The sequence below is a fragment of the Planktothrix tepida PCC 9214 genome, assembly GCF_900009145.1.
GTDB classification, from domain to species: domain Bacteria; phylum Cyanobacteriota; class Cyanobacteriia; order Cyanobacteriales; family Microcoleaceae; genus Planktothrix; species Planktothrix tepida.
In genome coordinates this window covers 105,835-123,399 of record NZ_LN889803.1, presented here as the reverse complement: position 1 = coordinate 123,399, position 17,565 = coordinate 105,835, and the positions used below count along the sequence as shown (strand labels likewise).

At 39.1% G+C, this 17,565-nt stretch carries 18 protein-coding genes and 1 tRNA gene; 9 read left to right on the top strand and 10 right to left on the bottom strand.

The features are described from left to right. Window positions 1–337 precede the first annotated feature (337 nt). Window positions 338–2,173, bottom strand: a complete 1,836-nt coding sequence (locus PL9214_RS18365) for an APC family permease (protein WP_072720221.1) — start codon at window positions 2,171–2,173, stop codon at window positions 338–340. 292 nt (window positions 2,174–2,465) lie between these two features. Between PL9214_RS18365 and PL9214_RS18360 the strand changes: the two genes are divergently transcribed. From PL9214_RS18360 to PL9214_RS18340, 5 genes are all read left to right on the top strand, one after another. After that, window positions 2,466–3,509 carry an AI-2E family transporter gene (locus PL9214_RS18360; protein WP_072720220.1) on the top strand — a complete coding sequence of 348 codons (1,044 nt, stop codon included), beginning with the start codon at window positions 2,466–2,468 and terminating at the stop codon, window positions 3,507–3,509. A 43-nt stretch (window positions 3,510–3,552) separates the two neighbouring features. Further along, window positions 3,553–4,194, top strand: a complete 642-nt coding sequence (locus PL9214_RS18355) for a TIGR04282 family arsenosugar biosynthesis glycosyltransferase (RefSeq protein ID WP_072720219.1) — start codon at window positions 3,553–3,555, stop codon at window positions 4,192–4,194. Between the two features lie 352 nt (window positions 4,195–4,546). After that, the gene (locus PL9214_RS18350) at window positions 4,547–4,741 is read left to right on the top strand and encodes a hypothetical protein (protein ID WP_072720218.1); all 195 of its coding nucleotides are present in this window, start codon (window positions 4,547–4,549) and stop codon (window positions 4,739–4,741) included. 267 nt (window positions 4,742–5,008) lie between these two features. Continuing rightward, complete coding sequence (locus PL9214_RS18345; RefSeq protein ID WP_072720217.1) at window positions 5,009–5,836, top strand: pentapeptide repeat-containing protein; 828 nt, start codon at window positions 5,009–5,011, stop codon at window positions 5,834–5,836. 30 nt (window positions 5,837–5,866) lie between these two features. Next, window positions 5,867–6,859 carry a pentapeptide repeat-containing protein gene (locus PL9214_RS18340; RefSeq protein WP_072720456.1) on the top strand — a complete coding sequence of 331 codons (993 nt, stop codon included), beginning with the start codon at window positions 5,867–5,869 and terminating at the stop codon, window positions 6,857–6,859. Window positions 6,860–7,159: 300 nt separating this feature from the next. Here the strand turns inward: PL9214_RS18340 and map are convergent, their stop codons facing one another. Next, window positions 7,160–7,993, bottom strand: a complete 834-nt coding sequence (gene map / locus PL9214_RS18335; RefSeq protein ID WP_072720216.1) for a type I methionyl aminopeptidase — start codon at window positions 7,991–7,993, stop codon at window positions 7,160–7,162. 70 nt (window positions 7,994–8,063) lie between these two features. Beyond that, window positions 8,064–8,498, bottom strand: a complete 435-nt coding sequence (locus tag PL9214_RS18330; protein ID WP_072720215.1) for a GNAT family N-acetyltransferase — start codon at window positions 8,496–8,498, stop codon at window positions 8,064–8,066. Between the two features lie 147 nt (window positions 8,499–8,645). Between PL9214_RS18330 and PL9214_RS18325 the strand changes: the two genes are divergently transcribed. Both PL9214_RS18325 and mnmE read left to right on the top strand, forming a co-directional pair. Next, the gene (locus PL9214_RS18325; protein ID WP_072720214.1) at window positions 8,646–9,527 is read left to right on the top strand and encodes an alpha/beta fold hydrolase; all 882 of its coding nucleotides are present in this window, start codon (window positions 8,646–8,648) and stop codon (window positions 9,525–9,527) included. 204 nt (window positions 9,528–9,731) lie between these two features. Beyond that, on the top strand, window positions 9,732–11,141 hold the full coding sequence (mnmE, locus tag PL9214_RS18315; protein WP_072720212.1) for a tRNA uridine-5-carboxymethylaminomethyl(34) synthesis GTPase MnmE: 1,410 nt from the start codon (window positions 9,732–9,734) through the stop codon (window positions 11,139–11,141). A gap of 121 nt (window positions 11,142–11,262) precedes the next feature. Here mnmE and PL9214_RS18310 read toward each other — a convergent pair whose 3' ends face one another. The 4 genes from PL9214_RS18310 to psb35 all read right to left on the bottom strand — a co-directional run bounded on the left by PL9214_RS18310 (window position 11,263) and on the right by psb35 (window position 12,875). Continuing rightward, window positions 11,263–11,619, bottom strand: a complete 357-nt coding sequence (locus PL9214_RS18310) for a hypothetical protein (RefSeq protein WP_072720211.1) — start codon at window positions 11,617–11,619, stop codon at window positions 11,263–11,265. A gap of 103 nt (window positions 11,620–11,722) precedes the next feature. Continuing rightward, window positions 11,723–11,932 carry a hypothetical protein gene (locus PL9214_RS18305; protein WP_072720210.1) on the bottom strand — a complete coding sequence of 70 codons (210 nt, stop codon included), beginning with the start codon at window positions 11,930–11,932 and terminating at the stop codon, window positions 11,723–11,725. Between the two features lie 305 nt (window positions 11,933–12,237). Further along, window positions 12,238–12,588 carry a hypothetical protein gene (locus PL9214_RS18300; protein ID WP_245824287.1) on the bottom strand — a complete coding sequence of 117 codons (351 nt, stop codon included), beginning with the start codon at window positions 12,586–12,588 and terminating at the stop codon, window positions 12,238–12,240. A gap of 116 nt (window positions 12,589–12,704) precedes the next feature. Beyond that, the gene (gene psb35, locus PL9214_RS18295) at window positions 12,705–12,875 is read right to left on the bottom strand and encodes a photosystem II assembly protein Psb35 (protein WP_437126754.1); all 171 of its coding nucleotides are present in this window, start codon (window positions 12,873–12,875) and stop codon (window positions 12,705–12,707) included. Between the two features lie 578 nt (window positions 12,876–13,453). Between psb35 and PL9214_RS18290 the strand changes: the two genes are divergently transcribed. Next, on the top strand, window positions 13,454–14,206 hold the full coding sequence (locus PL9214_RS18290) for a histidine kinase (RefSeq protein WP_072720208.1): 753 nt from the start codon (window positions 13,454–13,456) through the stop codon (window positions 14,204–14,206). Between the two features lie 77 nt (window positions 14,207–14,283). On the opposite strand, the gene accC is transcribed toward PL9214_RS18290, so the two are convergent. Next, window positions 14,284–15,636: an acetyl-CoA carboxylase biotin carboxylase subunit gene (accC, locus tag PL9214_RS18285; protein ID WP_072720207.1), complete on the bottom strand. Its 1,353-nt coding sequence runs from the start codon at window positions 15,634–15,636 to the stop codon at window positions 14,284–14,286. A 169-nt stretch (window positions 15,637–15,805) separates the two neighbouring features. Between accC and PL9214_RS18280 the strand changes: the two genes are divergently transcribed. Further along, window positions 15,806–15,886: transfer RNA gene (locus PL9214_RS18280), tRNA-Leu, on the top strand. A gap of 118 nt (window positions 15,887–16,004) precedes the next feature. On the opposite strand, the gene PL9214_RS18275 is transcribed toward PL9214_RS18280, so the two are convergent. Next, window positions 16,005–17,087, bottom strand: a complete 1,083-nt coding sequence (locus PL9214_RS18275) for an ATP-dependent 6-phosphofructokinase (protein WP_072720206.1) — start codon at window positions 17,085–17,087, stop codon at window positions 16,005–16,007. Window positions 17,088–17,317: 230 nt separating this feature from the next. Further along, on the bottom strand, window positions 17,318–17,443 hold the full coding sequence (locus PL9214_RS30700) for a hypothetical protein (protein WP_139295104.1): 126 nt from the start codon (window positions 17,441–17,443) through the stop codon (window positions 17,318–17,320). Between the last annotated feature and the right edge of the window lie 122 nt (window positions 17,444–17,565).

Genomic DNA, 17,565 nt, shown 5'->3' with positions numbered 1-17,565 from the left:
AATCACCCTTCGAGAAAAGCCCCGTGCTTAACTCTCAGTTTGTGCTAGTTGATGAAGGGCTGACATCATCAACTAGAAGTTACGGCTAGTTCAACACCTTCAAAGGGGTGCTAGTAGGTGGCTGATTGTTAACTAAAGTGTTAACAATTTTTGATAGATTTTTAACAGATTTTCTGTATTCAACAATACTGTTTTTGAGCCTCTTTTCGGTTATTGAAGGGGCTGGTGATTAAGGGAACGGGGAACGCGGGTGGTTAATGACTTTTTCCTATTCCCTATTTTCTTTTGCTGTCTGTTCCCAGTTCCGAGTTCCCAGTTCCCTTTTGTAGCATTCTTTTTAAACATAGTATCGCACAGTAGTTACAATCCGACATTGATTACTTCGCAAGGCTTGACGAATAAATAAAGCCGTTTGGTTGTGTAGCAGTTCTTCCCACCAATAGCGAGTAACAATTGAGGGAATAATCACCGTTGAAAAACCGTAAGGACGTTCAGCTTCAAATTCACTCACAAATGTCAGAATCGGTTGTACAACTGAACGATAAGGAGAATCCAAAATAACGAGAGGAACATGAATTTCTAAATCTTCCCATCGTCGTCGCAAAGCCGTTTGATTCGTTGTCCCAATATCAACATGAATTGCTACAATTTCTTGGGCAACTAAACGCGCATAATCTAAGGCTTCTAAGGTGCCCCGATTGGGATATCCTACTAAAACAATGGCAGAATGTTTAATAGTGGTATCTGGGGCAGGTAAAGGACAGCGATAAGGTGAAAGTTCCTCATCTCGGAAATGTTTAGCAAGATTTTCATAATGACTATGAATCTTTAAAAATAGGATCACTAATAAAGGGATTGCCAAGACCACTAACCAAGCTCCCAATAAAAATTTAGTAGCAACAATTACCCCTAAAACTATTGCTGTTGTTAAGGCTCCCACACCATTCATGACGGCGCTTTGTTGCCATCGGGATGATTTACTCTTAAACCAATGAATCACCATTCCTGATTGAGATAAGGTAAAAGAAGTAAACACACCCACCGCATACAGAGGAATTAAAGCATTCACTTGACCTTTAAAAATAATAATCAGAACAGCAGCACAAAGACTTAATAACCGAATTCCATTAGCATAAACCAGACGATCTCCTAACAAGGATAATTGACGAGGTAAAAATCCATCTCGTGAAACTAAATAAGATAATCGCGGGAAATCGGCATAACTGGTATTAGCTGCTAGTAACAAAATAAATAAGGTGGCTAATTGTAGAAAATAGTAGAAAAAACCATTACCAAAAATTTCTCGTGCCAGTAAAGAAACCGTTGTTTGTCCTTCTTCGGGAATAATATGATACGCTTGGGTTAAATAGGTAATCCCAATAAACATTAACCCTAAAATTCCCCCCATCCACAATAATGTCGTGCGGGCATTTTTCCATTCCGGGGGTTTAAAAACTAACACGCCATCAGAAATTGCTTCAACCCCCGTTAAAGCGGTACATCCGGCCGCAAATGCGCGTAAAACCAAGAATAAACTTAAGGGTTGACTGACAGGAAGTATGGGAACCGTTGCTATTACCTGACCTGTTGAGTATTTATAAAAACCTAAACCCATTAACACAAACACACTGATAATAAAACTATAGGTTGGGATCATAAAAATCCGTCCCGCTTCCCGAACCCCCCGTAAATTCGCAACCATTAACAACACCACCGCAAGTAAACACAGTTCAATGGTGTAGCCATCAAGAGCAGGAATGGCAGAGGTTAGGGCGGCAATTCCTGCTGAAATACTTACTGTGACCGTCAGAACATAATCAATTAATAACGAAGCGGCGGCGACTAACCCAGCATGAAGTCCCAAGTTTTCCTTCGCCACTAAATAGGCACTTCCTCCTTGAGGATAGGCACGAATTGTTTGACGATAAGATAAGGTAATTACAAATAACAGTAAAATAATACCCCCCGCAATGGGTAAAGAGAGTCCTAAAGAACTACTTCCCGCAGCGACTAAAACCAATAAAATTTCCTCCGTTGCATAGGCCACAGAGGATAAGGCATCGGATGCTAAAATGGCTAAGGCTGCAAAATTGGTTAGGCGTTCATGACTATAGGCACTGGTGGGTAACGGTTTACCCAGTAGAAAACGATTAATTTGAGATAGGGTGAACATAGATCCTTAAAAGGGTAAACTTAGGTTCCATCTAAAACCTAATGATTAAGGTATTCTACAGGATAAGAAATCTATTTTTAACGTGCAAGTCATCTGCTTAACAATTCTGCCAATGGACAGAGCTTTAATCGACCTAAATCATCGATAGAGGTTAGACTGAGGATCAGAAAAATTTAACGAAGATTAAGACATCAAAATTGAATTAAAGCTATATAATTTCTCAATAACTTGGACAGCCGAAGGCAATGATTGGCCCTCAATCCTAAATTGATTGAATTGATTTGAGCATTTCATGAATCCTAAACCTAACTGGCTGAAATTATTATTGATTGCCTTAGTGATTCCAACCTTGGTTTTAAATGGTTGGGTCTTCTTGCTGACTTTAGAATACTTTAAGTCTATCATTCATATTTTTGTAACGGCAATTTTATTATCCTTTCTCTTAGATTATCCAGTCCAAAGACTGCAACGATATGGACTGCAACGAACCACAGCCATTTTAGCCGTATTATTGATTACCTTGATTATTTTTGGAATTTTAGGGATCACTTTGTTTCCAATTATTATTCAACAGTTCAATACCTTAATCGAACGTCTTCCCAGTTGGATTGAGTCAGGAAACCAACAAATTAAAACCTTTGAAGCTTGGGCAATTAGTCGGAATATCCCTGTTAATGTTGGAGGAGTAACTGTTCAACTATTGGAACGATTATCCAGTCAAGTTCAAACCTTAGGAGGAGATGTAATTGGAGGAGTTCTAACCGTTTTTGGTCGAGTATTAGATGTTGTGATCATTGCAGCTATGACCTTTTATCTATTATTACATGGAGAGTCGCTTTGGGATGATTTCTATCAACTATTTCCAACTAAAATCCGGGTTCCTGTTCGTAGTGCTTTAAGAAAAAATTTTAAGAATTATTTTATTGGTCAAGCCTCCGTCGCTGGACTTTTAGGGGGATTTATGACCTTAGCATTCTTAATTATTCAGGTTCCCTTTGGATTGTTATTTGGAATTGTCATCGGGATGATGGCTTTCTTTCCCTTTGGAGGAAGTTTGGGGATTATTTTGGTTTGCTTTTTAGTGGCTTTAAATAGTATTTGGTTGGGAGTAAAAGTTTTAATTACAGCGATTATTGTTGATCAAATTGTAGAAAATGGAATTGCTCCACGCCTCCTAGGAACATTTACCGGATTAAACCCCGTTTTGATTTTAATTTCCCTTTTAATTGGTGCTAGAGTGGCAGGTTTTCTCGGTTTAATAGTTGCTGTTCCTCTAGCTAGTTTTTTCAAATCCTTAATTGGAATACTACAAACTCCCTCCTCTGAAGCTTTTTAGATATTTGCCAATTTTCTATCTTTTTTATTAATTAAAATCAACCATGAAAAAACATTTAATCATTTTCACTCGCTATCCTGAACCCGGTAAAACTAAAAGCCGATTAATTCCTATTTTAGGAGAAAAAGGTGCCGCTAATTTGCATCGTCACATGACCGAAAAAACCCTGATTACAGTCCGAGAATTACAAGCATTAGATCCCCTATCGATAGAAGTTCGATTTACCGGGGGAAATTTAGATGTCATGCAGAATTGGTTAGGATCGGATTTAATTTATGATGCTCAATGTTTTGGGAATTTAGGCGATCGCATGAGAAACGCTTTTGAAACAGCATTTCATGAAGAAAACACCCATATTATTATGGTGGGAACAGATTGCCCCTTTTTAACCGTTGATATTTTAGTTCAAGGATTTAAGGCTTTAGAAACTCATGCAGTTGTTCTAGGGCCAGCAAAAGATGGGGGATATTATTTAATTGGATTAAATCATTATATCCCCGAACTTTTTCAAGATATTCCTTGGGGAACTTCAAAGGTTTTTAAAACAACCATCAAGTGTTGTCAAACTCTCAATTTATCAGTGAGTGAATTACCCCTTTTATCAGATATTGATCGCCCTGAAGATTTAGAGTCTATGGAATTTATTGCTTTAAAGGAAATAGAGAACAAAAGAGTTGATTTTTAATCTTTAGTCCGTTAAAATCCTTAATTTTTAATCAAAAAATCTATGGAACTAATAGAACAGACTTCAACTCAACTGCTTCTTAAAGACTCCAGCACAAGAGTTTTGCTTATTAGATTGGTTTGTACTCCATTTTTAATGTTTGGAATTCTGGGATTATTTATCGTTATTACTGAAAAAGTATTTCCCAGTCTGTTTATTGTTTTTTGTTTATTGGTCGGAATTTTAGGCGTTTTTTTTTACCTCTCATCAAACTATTTATTTAGATAAAAATCAAAACAAATTAACCCTGAAAACCAAAAGATTATTCGGAACAAAAAAAGCAGAATATCCCCTTGATAATCTCAATATTAGGGTGCAAAGGACTTCTTTCCAAGTCAAAACCTATTCTTCAATTTTAATCAGTCAAAAAGAACCCATTTATATTGTTGTTTTAGAAATCCCTTCTGCTGGTAAAACTATCAAGATTTCTAGTAATTATAGTTTACTTCAAAATCAAGCCCTTGAAATCGCTAATCAAATCCGTACTTTTCTCGATATACCTCCATAAACATTCTTTCAAGCTCAAATTTCTGCTAATCCTCAAATATCCCTACTGGGGGACAAGGGGACAAGGGGACAAGGGGATGAGGGGACGGGGGGATGAGGGGACGGGGGATGAGGGGGAGCAGGGGGACGGGTGTAATAGCCAAGTGTTTATTGTCAACCATTAACTTCCATAGATTGTTCCTGCATAAACCTAAGTAATCTGGGATGATGGAAAGAGGATTTTTCTATAGTGTCATCCTATACCGGGACTATTTGTGAGGCGAATGATATGGAGGTTAATGAATTATTAAAGCGTTATACAGAAGGAGAGCGGTTGTTTCGAGCCGTTAGCCTAGTTGGAGTGGATTTAAGTGGGATTGATCTCAGTGAAGCCATTATTGCCCGGGCTACCTTGGAAAATACATCCTTTATTGGAGCCAATTTAACAGGGGTCAATTTTCGAGAAACCAAGTTTATGGGGGTTGACTTGACTGACACGAACTTGAGTGATGCGAACTTAATTGGCAGCTATTTGAGTGATACGAAGTTTAACCGAACAAACTTGACCGGGGCGAGTTTACGCGGGTCTTCTTCTAAAAATGTTACCTTAACTCAAGCAAATCTCACCGAAGCTAACCTCACCGAAGCCAATTTCAGCCAAGCAAATTTTGTCGGTGCCAATCTAACCCATGCTACGTTAGTCCGAACAAATTTGATGAAAGCCAATCTCACGGGAGCCATTTTAGAAAGTGCTAACCTAACCAACGTGATTATGCGAGAAACCACCTTGGAAGGGGCCAATTTAACGAATGCAACCCTGAGTGGGGGAATGATGATTGGAGCTAACTTTCATGAAGCGGATTTAACACGAGTGACAATGATTGGGGCGGATTTAAGTGAAGCTAACTTGAGTGAAGCCAACCTGCGAGGAGCTAACGTGACTTGGACAACCTTACGCGGGGCGAATATGAGTCGAGCCAGACTCTACCGCACAAAATTATCTTGGTCAAATTTAAGTGGTGTAAATCTGATTGAAGCGATTATGATTGATACTAAATTAGATCGAGCGAATTTAAGAGATGCAGATATGAGAGGTGCGATTTTACCCAATAAATAGGCGGTGAATTCTGTGCCAGTGCAGTCCATTATCGATTCTCAAGAACTGTTGTATCGTTATTTAGCTGGAGAACGAGATTTCCAGAATGCGAACTTGATTGGTGCTTCTCTGCATCAAGTTAATTTAGTGGGGGCTAATCTGGCTGGAGCATCTTTAGCCCGGGCTGATTTAACACGGGCTTTGCTCCATGAAATTAACTTGACTAATGCCTTTTTGTATGGCAGTAATTTAAGTTTTGTTAAGTTAGGAAAAGGGCAATTAAAAAATGCTGATTTGACAAAAGCAAACCTAGAAGGGGCGTTTTTAGTCAAGTCGGAGATGAGTGGCGTTAAGCTTAGTGGTGCTATTTTGCGGGGAGTTAATCTCCGGGCTGCCAATTTGCAGGGTGTCAATTTATGCGGTGCTAATCTTTACGGTGTAAATTTACGCGGTGCTAATTTAACCAGGGCCAATTTAAACTGGGCAAATTTGAGCCAAGCTAAATTGAGTGGGGCGATTCTTCAAGAAACCCAAATGACAGGAATTAATTTGAGTTCCGCCTATTTAATCGAGGTTAATCTTCAAGGATTTGATTTAAGTGGGGTTAATTTTGCTCAAGCCGTAATGACGCGAATTAATTTACAAGAGTCTGATTTAATGGCTGCTAACTTAAGCCAAGCTCAATTAAAACAAGCGAATTTACAACAAGCTCAGTTACAAGATGCCAATTTAGTTGAAGCCCAGCTTTTCCAGGCAAATTTGACGGATGCGGTGTTAATGCGGGCTGATTTATCCCAGGCGAGTTTAACCTGTGCCACTCTGCTCAGAAGCAACTTAAATTTAGCTACCTTGAGAAAGACGGATTTACGCGGTGCTGACCTGCGAAATGCTTATCTTTGGAAAGCCGATTTATCCGAAGCTAATTTAGAAGGTGCAAACCTTTCTGGGGCGAGTTTACGCGGGGCCAACCTACAAGGAGTTAATTTAAGAAATGTTAATCTAGCGGGGGTCACACTTCCCAATGGCACTCTTCATGCAGTTTAAAAAGTCATTGACCCCTTTTAATTTTTAAGGGTCTTATTAGGGGTCGATGAGGGCTTTACAACCCTCACCTCACATTCAGAACCGTACTTACGATTTTCACCGCACACGGCTCCTAGTTTAGTTGCCTGTTCTGTCATTGAGAACATCCGGTTTCCTTTCTTTCTTGAGAGTTAACTTTCTTAGAGATTTTATAAGGAACAGGGAACAGCAAGAATAGGACATGAATAATTGCTGTTATCCTGAATCATTAAGCATCTTACTCCTGTCTCACAGTCTCCTGTTTCCTGAATCCTAGTCTGGCTAAATTTTAGAACGATCTGTTAAAATTTCATAACCCGTTTCGGTGACTAAAACTGTATGTTCAAACTGAGCAGATAAGGAATTATCAACGGTTACGGCTGTCCATTTATCGGATAAAGTTCGGGTAAATCGAGATCCCGCATTTAGAATGGGTTCAATGGCTAAGGTCATCCCAGCTTTCAATTTAACATTGGGTAAAGAATAGGTACGAGCGTTAAAAACCGAGGGTTCTTCGTGTAAATTTTGTCCGACACCATGACCTGTAAATTCTTCTACAATTTTATACCCATTGGCTTCTGCATGATCTTGCATCACCTCAGCGAGATCAAGTAAATAGGCTCCCGCTTTAACTTTTTCTATTCCTTTATATAAAGTTTCTTCCGCAACTCGAATCAATTTGGCAGCGTCTGGGGACACTTCACCGACCCCAATTGTAATACAAGAATCTCCATGAAATCCTTCATAATAAGCCCCTGTATCTACTTTTAAAATATCCCCAGTGCGAATGACTTTACGACGGTTAGGAATGCCATGAACCACTTCATGATTAATTGAAGCACAAATGGAACCTGGAAAGCCATGATAACCTTTAAAACTGGGTTTTGCACCCATTTCTCGAATCCGTTTTTCTGCATAAGTATCTAAATCAGCCGTTGTCATTCCCGGTTTTACCTGCTCTGAAATTTCTTTTAAAACCGTAGCTACAATTTTTGCAGCTTGTCGCATGATTTCAATTTCTTGAGGGGATTTAATATAAATTCCTCGACGACTTTTTTTAACTTGAGGGGGGTTAGGTTGAGCCGGTTTAGACAGAAAATCAGCCAGAATATTCATCTTGTTCAGGGTTGAGTGTGTTCGGATAAAAGACCTTTTTATAAGTTACCCTAAAATATCAACTTTTGGGTTACAGTTCCAAGCTAAAACTCCAACCCTGTTGTTTAAAGCCTAAAGATTCATAGAATTGATGGGCTGCTGTGCGTTTAATATTGGAGGAAAGCATCACTTTATAGCATCCCGCCTTGCGGCTGAGTTTGAGGGCTTCCTGCATCATCGCTTTCCCAATTCCTTGATTTCTATAGGCAGATGTGACAACAACAGCATCAATTAAGGCTGATTTGCTATCATGTAAAATCATAGGAATCCATAATAAGCTAAATGTACCTACAGGTTCACTGTTGAGCCATGCAATATAAATATTGTAGTTGGGAATTTGTTGAATTTGCTCAAAGATTTGCTCAACGTGGGATAGAGATAGAGGAGATTCCCCATCAATTTCTGTATATAACTGATTTAAGATTAATAAATCAGAATTTGTTACGGGTTTAATTTCTAATAGCATGAATAATTTTATTTAACCCTATGCAATATTTGATTATCTGTACAATTGCCTATCTCTACAGGAATGAATGGTTACAAATTTTCCTCAGAATAGAGCTTTTTAAAATCTAAGGTTATCATCATTATATATTCACCCTCGGAGAAATTTATGTCAATTTTAGCAGAAAATTGGACGAGCGACTTTATCACCACAAATAAGGTAAAACTCCATTATGTCACCCAAGGGGAAGGGCCGTTGATACTGATGTTACATGGATTTCCTGAATTTTGGTATTCTTGGCGTTATCAAATTCCTGAATTTGCTCAAGCTTATAAAGTGGTTGCCGTGGATTTAAGAGGGTATAACGAGAGTGATAAACCCAAAGAATTATCGGCTTATTCTATCAAAGAATTAATTTTAGATGTCAAGGGATTAATTGAAGGGTTAGGATACGAAGAATGTGTATTAGTAGGACATGATTGGGGCGGGTTTATTGCCTGGAATTTTGCTTATTGTTATCCTCAAATGTTAAGTAAATTAATTGTCTTAAATCTTCCTCATCCCACAAAGTTTAAGCAGGGTTTAGGAACGATTCAACAATTATTAAAAAGTTGGTATATTTTTTTCTTTCAAGTGCCACTTTTACCCGAATTGTTGTTACAAGCGGATGATTATCGCACTGTGGGTGAAGCTTTTACCAAGATGGTAATTAATAAAAATACTTTTAGTGAAGCTGACTTAAATGCTTATAAAGATGCGGCTGCTAAACGGGGAGCTTTAACGGCAATGGTGAATTATTATCGGAATCTTTTTCCCAGTTTGTTTGCTACTCAACAAACCCAAGCTTTACTAAATGTCCCCACTTTAATGATTTGGGGGGAAAATGATCTGGCATTGGGTCAAGAATTAACCTATGGGACAGAAGAATATGTCCGAGATTTTCAAATTCGTTATATTCCTAATTGTAGCCATTGGGTACAACAAGAACGTCCTGAATTAGTTAATCAATATATTTGGGAATTTTTGAATGCAGAACCAATGGGGGAGTGAGGAGGGAGAGGGGGACGAGGGGACAAGGGGACAAGGGGACAAGGGGACAAGGGGACAAGGGGACAAGGGGACAAGGGGACAAGGGGACAAGGGGAAGGGGAGCAGGGGAGCAGGGGAGTGTCAAATTATCTATTGCCTATTGCCTATTGCCCAATATCTTTTACGTTAAAATCTAAAGATCTATAGGATTTTATTAATTAAAAAATGGCTGAATTTTTGGCAACTGGGGGAACAATTGTAGCGATCGCCACGGCTATTGTCCCGCAACAAGGAAGCGTGGGAATTGTGCGGATGTCGGGAACAGAATCTCAATCCATTGCTAAACAGTTATTTTATACCCCAGGACGACAAACTTGGGAAAGTCACCGGATTTTATATGGCTATATTCGCCATCCCCAAACTCAAAAGACCATTGATGAAGCGTTGTTATTATTAATGTTATCTCCCCGTTCTTATACCCGTGAGGATGTGGTTGAATTTCACTGTCATGGAGGGATTATTGCGGTTCAACAAGTGTTGCAATTGTGTATAGAATTAGGAGCTAGATTAGCCCAACCAGGGGAATTTACCCTGCGGGCTTTTTTAAATGGACGGTTAGATTTAACTCAAGCGGAAAGTGTGGCGGAATTGGTTGGTTCTCAATCGATTGCAGCCGCCCAAATGGCTTTAGCCGGATTACAAGGAAAATTAGCAAATCCTATTCGAGAATTACGAGCAACTTGTTTAGATATTTTAGCAGAAATTGAAGCTAGGGTGGATTTTGAGGAGGATTTACCGCCCTTAAATGAATCGGAAATTATCGCCCAAATTCATAACGTTTTAGAAGAATTATCTCAATTTTTAGCGACGGCTGATACGGGAGAACTTTTAAGAACGGGGTTAAAAGTTGCCATTGTCGGTCGTCCCAATGTGGGAAAATCGAGTTTATTAAATGCTTGGAGTCGAAGCGATCGCGCCATTGTTACGGATTTACCCGGAACAACTCGTGATGTGGTAGAATCTCAATTAGTGGTGGGAGGAATCCCGATTCAAGTGTTAGATACGGCTGGAATTCGCCACTCAGAAGATCAAGTCGAAAAAATTGGCATAGAGCGATCGCGACAAACTGCACGATCAGCCGATTTAGTATTATTAACATTTGATGCTGCAATGGGTTTAACTGAAGCAGATTTAGAAATTTATCAACAAGTTAAAAAAGCAGGTTTAATCGTAATTATTAATAAAATTGATCAAGTTAACATCCAAAAACTAGAGGAATTAAAAGCAAAAGCTATTCAATATTTTAATTTAGAGAATCGGGCAATTGTTCCTATGTCTGCTGCTTTAAATCAAGGAATTCCAGACTTAGAAACAGCGATATTAAATTTAGTTCAGGGTGGAAATATTCACGCCGCAAATTTAGAGTTTGCCATTAACCAACGTCAAGCCACTGCGTTAACCCGTGCAAAAGTATGTTTAGAACAAGTGGAAACAACGATTCAGCAACAACTTCCCTTTGATTTTTGGACAATTGATCTCCGGGGTGCCATTCATGCCTTAGGGGAAGTCACCGGAGAAGAAGTAACAGAATCCGTTTTAGATCGAATTTTTAGTCGTTTTTGTATTGGAAAATAATCTATAGCCTCCATAGGATAATAAAAAAGTGCTGTTAGACCCAACAACACTTTTATAACTATAGCAATCGAACTTAATAAACCCAGAAGAAAGTAATACCGTCGTGAGTAATTAAAGAAAATTAGGGGTTAAAAATATCGCGGATATTATCCATACCTTCTTTAATTTTCTCTTCTACAGAAGTAGAACTTTGGCTATTAGCAGGATTTTTCATTTTTTCTTTATCAGCACCGCCTTGAACTTCATTAATCCCTTCTTGAGCTTTAGCTTGTACATCTTCTAAGGAAGGTGGGCCACCTCTGAGCACTTGCTCAGAATCTTTTTGAATTTGCTTAAGAGCATCTTCCCCTTGAGAAGGACTACTCACGCCAGCCCAACTGGGAACAGCAGATCCAATCCATAGAAAAGCCAACAATAAAGCTGCCATTAAAAAGCGTAAAGGACGTAAATTAGAAAAGTTTATTGAGGGAAATTTCATTGAAATTCTCCTTATATGTATTACTAATCCTATTATTCTAGGAGTAAGAGAATTTTAGCTCTATCCTAGGGAATAAATTCGCGTAAATCTTAAGAAATAGATTTTAAAAGGTGAAGTGTTCATCTCCATTCTGAACTTCATTTAATCCTAGATTAAACCCAAATTCTGCTATGACAACTCTGGGTTTATAAACTGTCTTTTCAAATAAAAACTCGCTATAATCTGCTAAATCATCCAGTCCTAAAAAAATTAATAGAATTTCTGTAAAAATCCAAACGATTAACTTCAAAAATCTATTATTTTTGAGTTTCATCAGTCGCCTCCTTTCCTTTTTTTGGGTTTTAGACTAATGACTAAACCCGGTTTTACTCTTCTAATATATTCGGCTCTATTCGCTAATTCATCAATCCTTTTATAGAATAAATATTCTTTTAAATTATTCCATATAACTCTAAATCGATATTTCTATAAAGCTATTTTAAGTATCAATATATAGATGAATTATAAAACTCAAAAATAAACAATTATACTCTATTTATATAATAGATAAAAAAACCTAGCTTTTGAGCTAGGCTTTGTTTATATTGTTAGCATTCAAGTCGGATTAATCCAATTTCTCTAAATAATACCCTGACCTTTCCCAACGCCCCCTTCCACTTCTTTCACTTCATGTAAAGTTTGAACCCGACGAGCTTTATCGGCTTCTTCTTCTTCTTTCAAATCTCCGGGAACATTGACATACATTTCAGGTTCAATGGCGTAGTTATTTAATAACCCTTCTCGATCCATTGTATAACCAGCAGTTGTGTCTAAAGTGCCTTCTTCATGTTCAGGAATTTTTTTGAAATTTTCCTGTTCTCGGTCTATTCTAGCACCGACTTCTGCGGGCATAATTCCCCGATCATAAGTAGGATTAGGTTCTGCTTCTTCGTGGAGAATATGAGGAGTTTTCTTTTCTTCTTTAGACATAATTATTGACCTCAAAAGTTTTATTGAACTGATTTAAAAAACAACTCAGGATTTTAGAATGGGTTTAAAATTAACAATCAGATGAATTCTGAAACCCCCCAGAAATTCCATTTTTTTTATTGGTCAGTATCCACTTCAGGAACAAAGTCAGGACGTTCTTTATCCTTCCAACCAACAGGACGTTTAGAGTTGTACCAAGCTACAGAACCAATGGTTGTGGCTGCTAAAAACCCCAGAATTAAAACTAAGGTTGCAGACATCGGGAAATGAGGGGTATTTGTTCCCATTTCCAAGATGAATAGATCCATTTGAACCTCCTTGATTCAGAATGTAATGAACCCAGTATCTGTTTTTCTGAGGTTAAACACATCTCCCTTTATATTGATTTTAAATAAAGCCATGTATTACCAAAGATAGAGAAAAATAAATAGAATTTGAGGAAATATCATCTGAAACCGAGGATCGGTCATTTATTCATTTCAAATCAAGATCATTGTTAGGGGATTTACAACTGTAGCGTCAATCAGTTAATCTGATTTTTTATTAAAATAAAATCAAGAAAACATCTATCTTAAGATACAAATTAATGATTGCTAAAATTATTCATCGTTAAGCGACCTACTTATGACTCCTGTAGAGACACACCGGGGCGAGTTCATTCTGTAGACAATGAGCACGTTTGCGCTGACTCTACTATAGAGATTGATTAATACAGCCTCAAAAATACGGCTATTGCGATATCGAGAGTGTAGAGAACTTTACTCGCAGAACCTTGAGCATTTCTTTATGATAGGGAATAGGAGTAGTGATAGACAAGCTGATAAAAAGCTGTTGAAGCAATTTAATGATTATTGAGGATATTCCTATGTCAGATTCTATTCAAGATAAATTATCATCGGATTTAAAAAAAGCACAATCTGAGAACAAATTACGGGCTGAACGAATTCGTGAAATTGTCAAGTCTGCAATTTCAGAAATGGGTTCAGAATTTAAAGGGGGTTCTCAAGAGATTCGAGGTTTAGTGAAAGAGGTAGTCGGAACAGTTTTAGAAACTGTCAAAGGAAAAGGTGAGGAAATTCAAGAAAATGTTACAGCTTCTATTGAAGGAGTAATTGACGGAATCAGCAGCAAAAAACGCCAGTCCATCAATAAAACAAAAGCGGAAGTGAAACAATTAGAAACACAACTTGATCAAGAGGAACAAGAGTTACAAAATAGTATTGATTTAGCCTTGGATGATATTCAAGAAGTGGGAACTGGTAAGTCTGAGCAAATTAAATCAGCCATTGAGTCCGCCGTTCACAATATTAAAGATAGTGAGGAAGTGGCATTAATGCAAAAACGCTATGCTCAACTCAAAGCTCAATTAGCCATTATTAATGCTAACTTAGCCGGACGCTATGGACAGCGTTATGAGGATATCAAGCATTATTTAGATGAAGCAAAAGTTTGGTATGAAAAAGCAAAGGATGAACCCGAAACCTATAGTGGAAAACTCGACGAAAAACGCAAAGCTTTTGAAGTGAAATTAGGAGAAGCTGGAACGGCGATCGCTCAAAAAGAAAAACAAATTAAACAACGTTTACGGGATCTGTGGAAATCCTTTTCAGAAACCTAACGCTTAAAGGATACGCCCTTATCGCAACAAATACTCTATCAAAGGGGTGCGTGAGCCAAGCTCATACACCCTAATTTTTATTGTCCTTGTTTCATCATTTGTTCAACAAAATTGGTATAAATTTCTCCTCGTAAAAATTCAGGAGTTTCCAGAATTCTTTGATGAAATCCTATGGTTGTTGGAACTCCAGTAATGGCAAATTCTCGTAAAGCCCGTTTCATTCTCAAAATTGCAGTCGGACGGTCTGGGCCCCAAACAATTAATTTCCCAATTAAAGAGTCATAATAAGGCGGAATTTCATAGTCTGTATAGACATGGGAATCAATTCTGACCCCATTTCCTCCGGGGGGTAAATAGCCACTAATACGACCGGGGTGGGGGCGGAAATTATGGTCAGGATCTTCTGCATTAATCCGACATTCAATGGAATGACCCCGCAGTTGAACTTTATCTTGAGTTAAGGATAATTTTTCTCCTTGGGCGATGCGAATTTGTTCGGCGATTAAATCTAATCCGGTAATCATTTCCGTAACCGGGTGTTCCACTTGAATGCGAGTATTCATTTCCATAAAATAGAAATTACCCGATTGATCAACCAGAAATTCTACCGTTCCCGCCCCGGTATAATTAATAGATTTTGCTGCTTTTACCGCCGCCATTCCCATTTTGTGCCGCAGTTTTGGAGTCATCACCGGACTAGGCGCTTCTTCTAATAGTTTTTGGTGACGGCGTTGAATCGAACAATCTCGTTCTCCCAGATAAATCACATTGCCATAATTATCAGCCAAAATCTGAATTTCAATATGGCGAGGACGTTCAATAAATTTCTCTAAATAAACCCCCGGATTTCCAAAGGCGGCTTCTGCTTCCCCTTGGGCAGCCGCGAAGAGTTTGGGGAGATCCTCTTCGTGCTTGACTAATCGCATTCCGCGACCGCCACCCCCTGCGGTAGCTTTAATAATGACCGGAAAACCGATTTTTTGGGCTAGTACCAGGGCTTCTTTTTCGTCGCTCAGGAGTCCGTCACTACCGGGGACGGTGGGAACCCCGACACGCTGCATCGTTTCCTTGGCGGTTGATTTGTCCCCCATAGACCGAATCGCATCTGGGGTAGGGCCGATAAAAGCAATTTCGTGATCGGCACAAATTTCGGCAAACCGGGCGTTTTCCGCTAAAAACCCATAGCCGGGATGAAGGGCTGTGGCGTTGCGAGTTAGAGCCGCCGCGATAATATTAGGAATATTCAAATAACTTTTACTGCTGCTGGGTTCCCCAATACAAACCGCTTCATCCGCAAGTTGGACATGAAGGGCGTGACGATCTACCGTTGAATGAACAGCAACCGTCGCAATACCCATCTCCTCGCAGGTGCGAAGAATCCGTAACGCTATTTCCCCTCGATTGGCAATTAAGATTTTTGAGAATCGCATCTTTTGTTGCTCTTGCTGTTGCTGTTCACCATTCAGTTAGGATAGAGGATTTTGGTCATCACGGGAAGAGGGGATCCGGGAAAAAAGTAGGAAAAAAGGGTGACACTTTTAGGAGGCTGTGCTATATTAGTAAATTAGCTGCTAAATTAATTCAAGGCAGTGTTCATAAGCGGATGTGGCGGAATTGGTATACGCGCACGTTTGAGGGGCGTGTGGGCTTCCCTTGCGAGTTCGAGTCTCGCCATCCGCATTGATAAATTGATTCTGAATTACCTCTGCGAAATGTGGGTTTTAATTAATCACTATCCCCCTCCCGGAGCGGGGAAAGGGAGGTAGATGATTAATCAATCAGGGAGAATTAAACAGAATTAATCTCCTAAACAAATTCCCATACTTCGAGCCGTTTCGACTAAGATATCATTAGCATTAACAGCCCGATATTGAGCGATCGCATCCAAAATTGGAATATTGGCTACTTGACGATCTCGCCAAACCACCACTCGATCATATTTGTCTTCCGCAATTAAATCAACGGCTGCGACCCCAAAAGCAGAAGCAATAATGCGATCAATCGGTGAAGGAGTTCCCCCTCGTTGAATATGACCCAGAACTGTCACGCGAGTTTCTGCGCCACTGCGATCGCAAATTTCATCCGCTAAATATTGCCCAATGCCTCCTAAACGAGCTTGTCCCATGCGATTAATATTAGTTACAGGTTCTCCCGTTTCTGTTTTAACCGCTTCTGCAACAACCACTAAACAATAGTTTTTTCCTTGTTTTTGTCGTTCTGCAATTTGCTGACAAATTCGATCCAAACTGTAAGGAATTTCAGGAATTAAAATAATATCTGCACCTCCGGCAATTCCCGCATGAAGGGCAATATGTCCTGCATCTCGCCCCATAACTTCTAAAATCATCACGCGACTATGACTGGCGGCAGTAAAATGCAGACGATCTAAAGCTTCCGTGGCAATATCAACGGCTGTACTAAAACCAATGGATAAATCCGTGCTTCCCACATCATTATCAATCGTTTTAGGAATACCAATTAAATTAAGATTTCCTTGTTGGGCAATGCGTCGCAAAATCGCTAAACTGCCATCTCCTCCAATGCCAATTAAGGCATTTAATCCTAAGAGATGATACCCTTCAATAATCTCCTCAGAGCGATCCAGTAAACTCCCATCCGCCATGGGAAAGGCAAAGGGATCACCTTTGTTGGTAGTTCCCAAAATTGTCCCCCCGGCGGTGAGAATATTATCGATTTTATCAATCGTTAGAGGAACGCTGTTCACGGGACGAGTCATTAACCCTTGGGTGGCTTCTCGAATGCCGAAAACCTCCCATCCAAAGGTTCCAGATGCCCGATATACCACAGCCCGAATTGCTGCATTTAAACCTGCACAGTCTCCCCCACTGGTTAAAATACCAATGCGTTTTTGTTCTCCCATATTTTGGTGAATTGTGGATTACAGATGCAAATTTTTAGATTACATCCGATTGGGAAATAATCAATAAATCTTTGCTCATCTTTAAGATTTGGGTTAGAAACCTGGGGGAAAATACAGGTATAAACACTTATTAATCTGCTGAAATCAGGGCTTTAACGGGAATTTGGATCTCTGCAAAGGCTAGGGGTGTGATTTCACCTTTCGTTATCCGTGTTTAGAACAGGTATATCTTATCGATTTTTTCCCCCTAAACTGCCGACAGTGACAGTCCCGGTATAAATCCCGATTCGCATTCCCACCACAGGTAATTTTTGTTGTTGCCATTTTTGGTTTAATTCTGATAAACATTGACCCATTTCTAAAGCACAATCAACAGCATTTAAATAGTAAGCTTTGATTGATTTTAGAACTACTATTTTATATAAATTGGTATTTACACCCCAAGTTTAGCAAACTGTGTGATGGATAACCTGGAGTT

Excerpts from the sequence above, each read along its gene's own strand:
- PL9214_RS18365 (WP_072720221.1), bottom strand. The coding sequence starts at position 2,173 with ATGTTCACCCTATCTCAAATTAATCGTTTTCTACTGGGTAAACCGTTA.
- PL9214_RS18360 (WP_072720220.1), top strand. The coding sequence starts at position 2,466 with ATGAATCCTAAACCTAACTGGCTGAAATTATTATTGATTGCCTTAGTG.
- PL9214_RS18355 (WP_072720219.1), top strand. The coding sequence starts at position 3,553 with ATGAAAAAACATTTAATCATTTTCACTCGCTATCCTGAACCCGGTAAA.
- PL9214_RS18345 (WP_072720217.1), top strand. The coding sequence starts at position 5,009 with ATGGAGGTTAATGAATTATTAAAGCGTTATACAGAAGGAGAGCGGTTG.
- map (WP_072720216.1), bottom strand. The coding sequence starts at position 7,993 with ATGAATATTCTGGCTGATTTTCTGTCTAAACCGGCTCAACCTAACCCC.
- PL9214_RS18330 (WP_072720215.1), bottom strand. The coding sequence starts at position 8,498 with ATGCTATTAGAAATTAAACCCGTAACAAATTCTGATTTATTAATCTTA.
- PL9214_RS18325 (WP_072720214.1), top strand. The coding sequence starts at position 8,646 with ATGTCAATTTTAGCAGAAAATTGGACGAGCGACTTTATCACCACAAAT.
- mnmE (WP_072720212.1), top strand. The coding sequence starts at position 9,732 with ATGGCTGAATTTTTGGCAACTGGGGGAACAATTGTAGCGATCGCCACG.
- PL9214_RS18310 (WP_072720211.1), bottom strand. The coding sequence starts at position 11,619 with ATGAAATTTCCCTCAATAAACTTTTCTAATTTACGTCCTTTACGCTTT.
- PL9214_RS18305 (WP_072720210.1), bottom strand. The coding sequence starts at position 11,932 with ATGAAACTCAAAAATAATAGATTTTTGAAGTTAATCGTTTGGATTTTT.
- PL9214_RS18300 (WP_245824287.1), bottom strand. The coding sequence starts at position 12,588 with ATGTCTAAAGAAGAAAAGAAAACTCCTCATATTCTCCACGAAGAAGCA.
- psb35 (WP_437126754.1), bottom strand. The coding sequence starts at position 12,875 with ATGGGAACAAATACCCCTCATTTCCCGATGTCTGCAACCTTAGTTTTA.
- PL9214_RS18290 (WP_072720208.1), top strand. The coding sequence starts at position 13,454 with ATGTCAGATTCTATTCAAGATAAATTATCATCGGATTTAAAAAAAGCA.
- accC (WP_072720207.1), bottom strand. The coding sequence starts at position 15,636 with ATGCGATTCTCAAAAATCTTAATTGCCAATCGAGGGGAAATAGCGTTA.
- PL9214_RS18275 (WP_072720206.1), bottom strand. The coding sequence starts at position 17,087 with ATGGGAGAACAAAAACGCATTGGTATTTTAACCAGTGGGGGAGACTGT.
- PL9214_RS30700 (WP_139295104.1), bottom strand. The coding sequence starts at position 17,443 with ATGGGTCAATGTTTATCAGAATTAAACCAAAAATGGCAACAACAAAAA.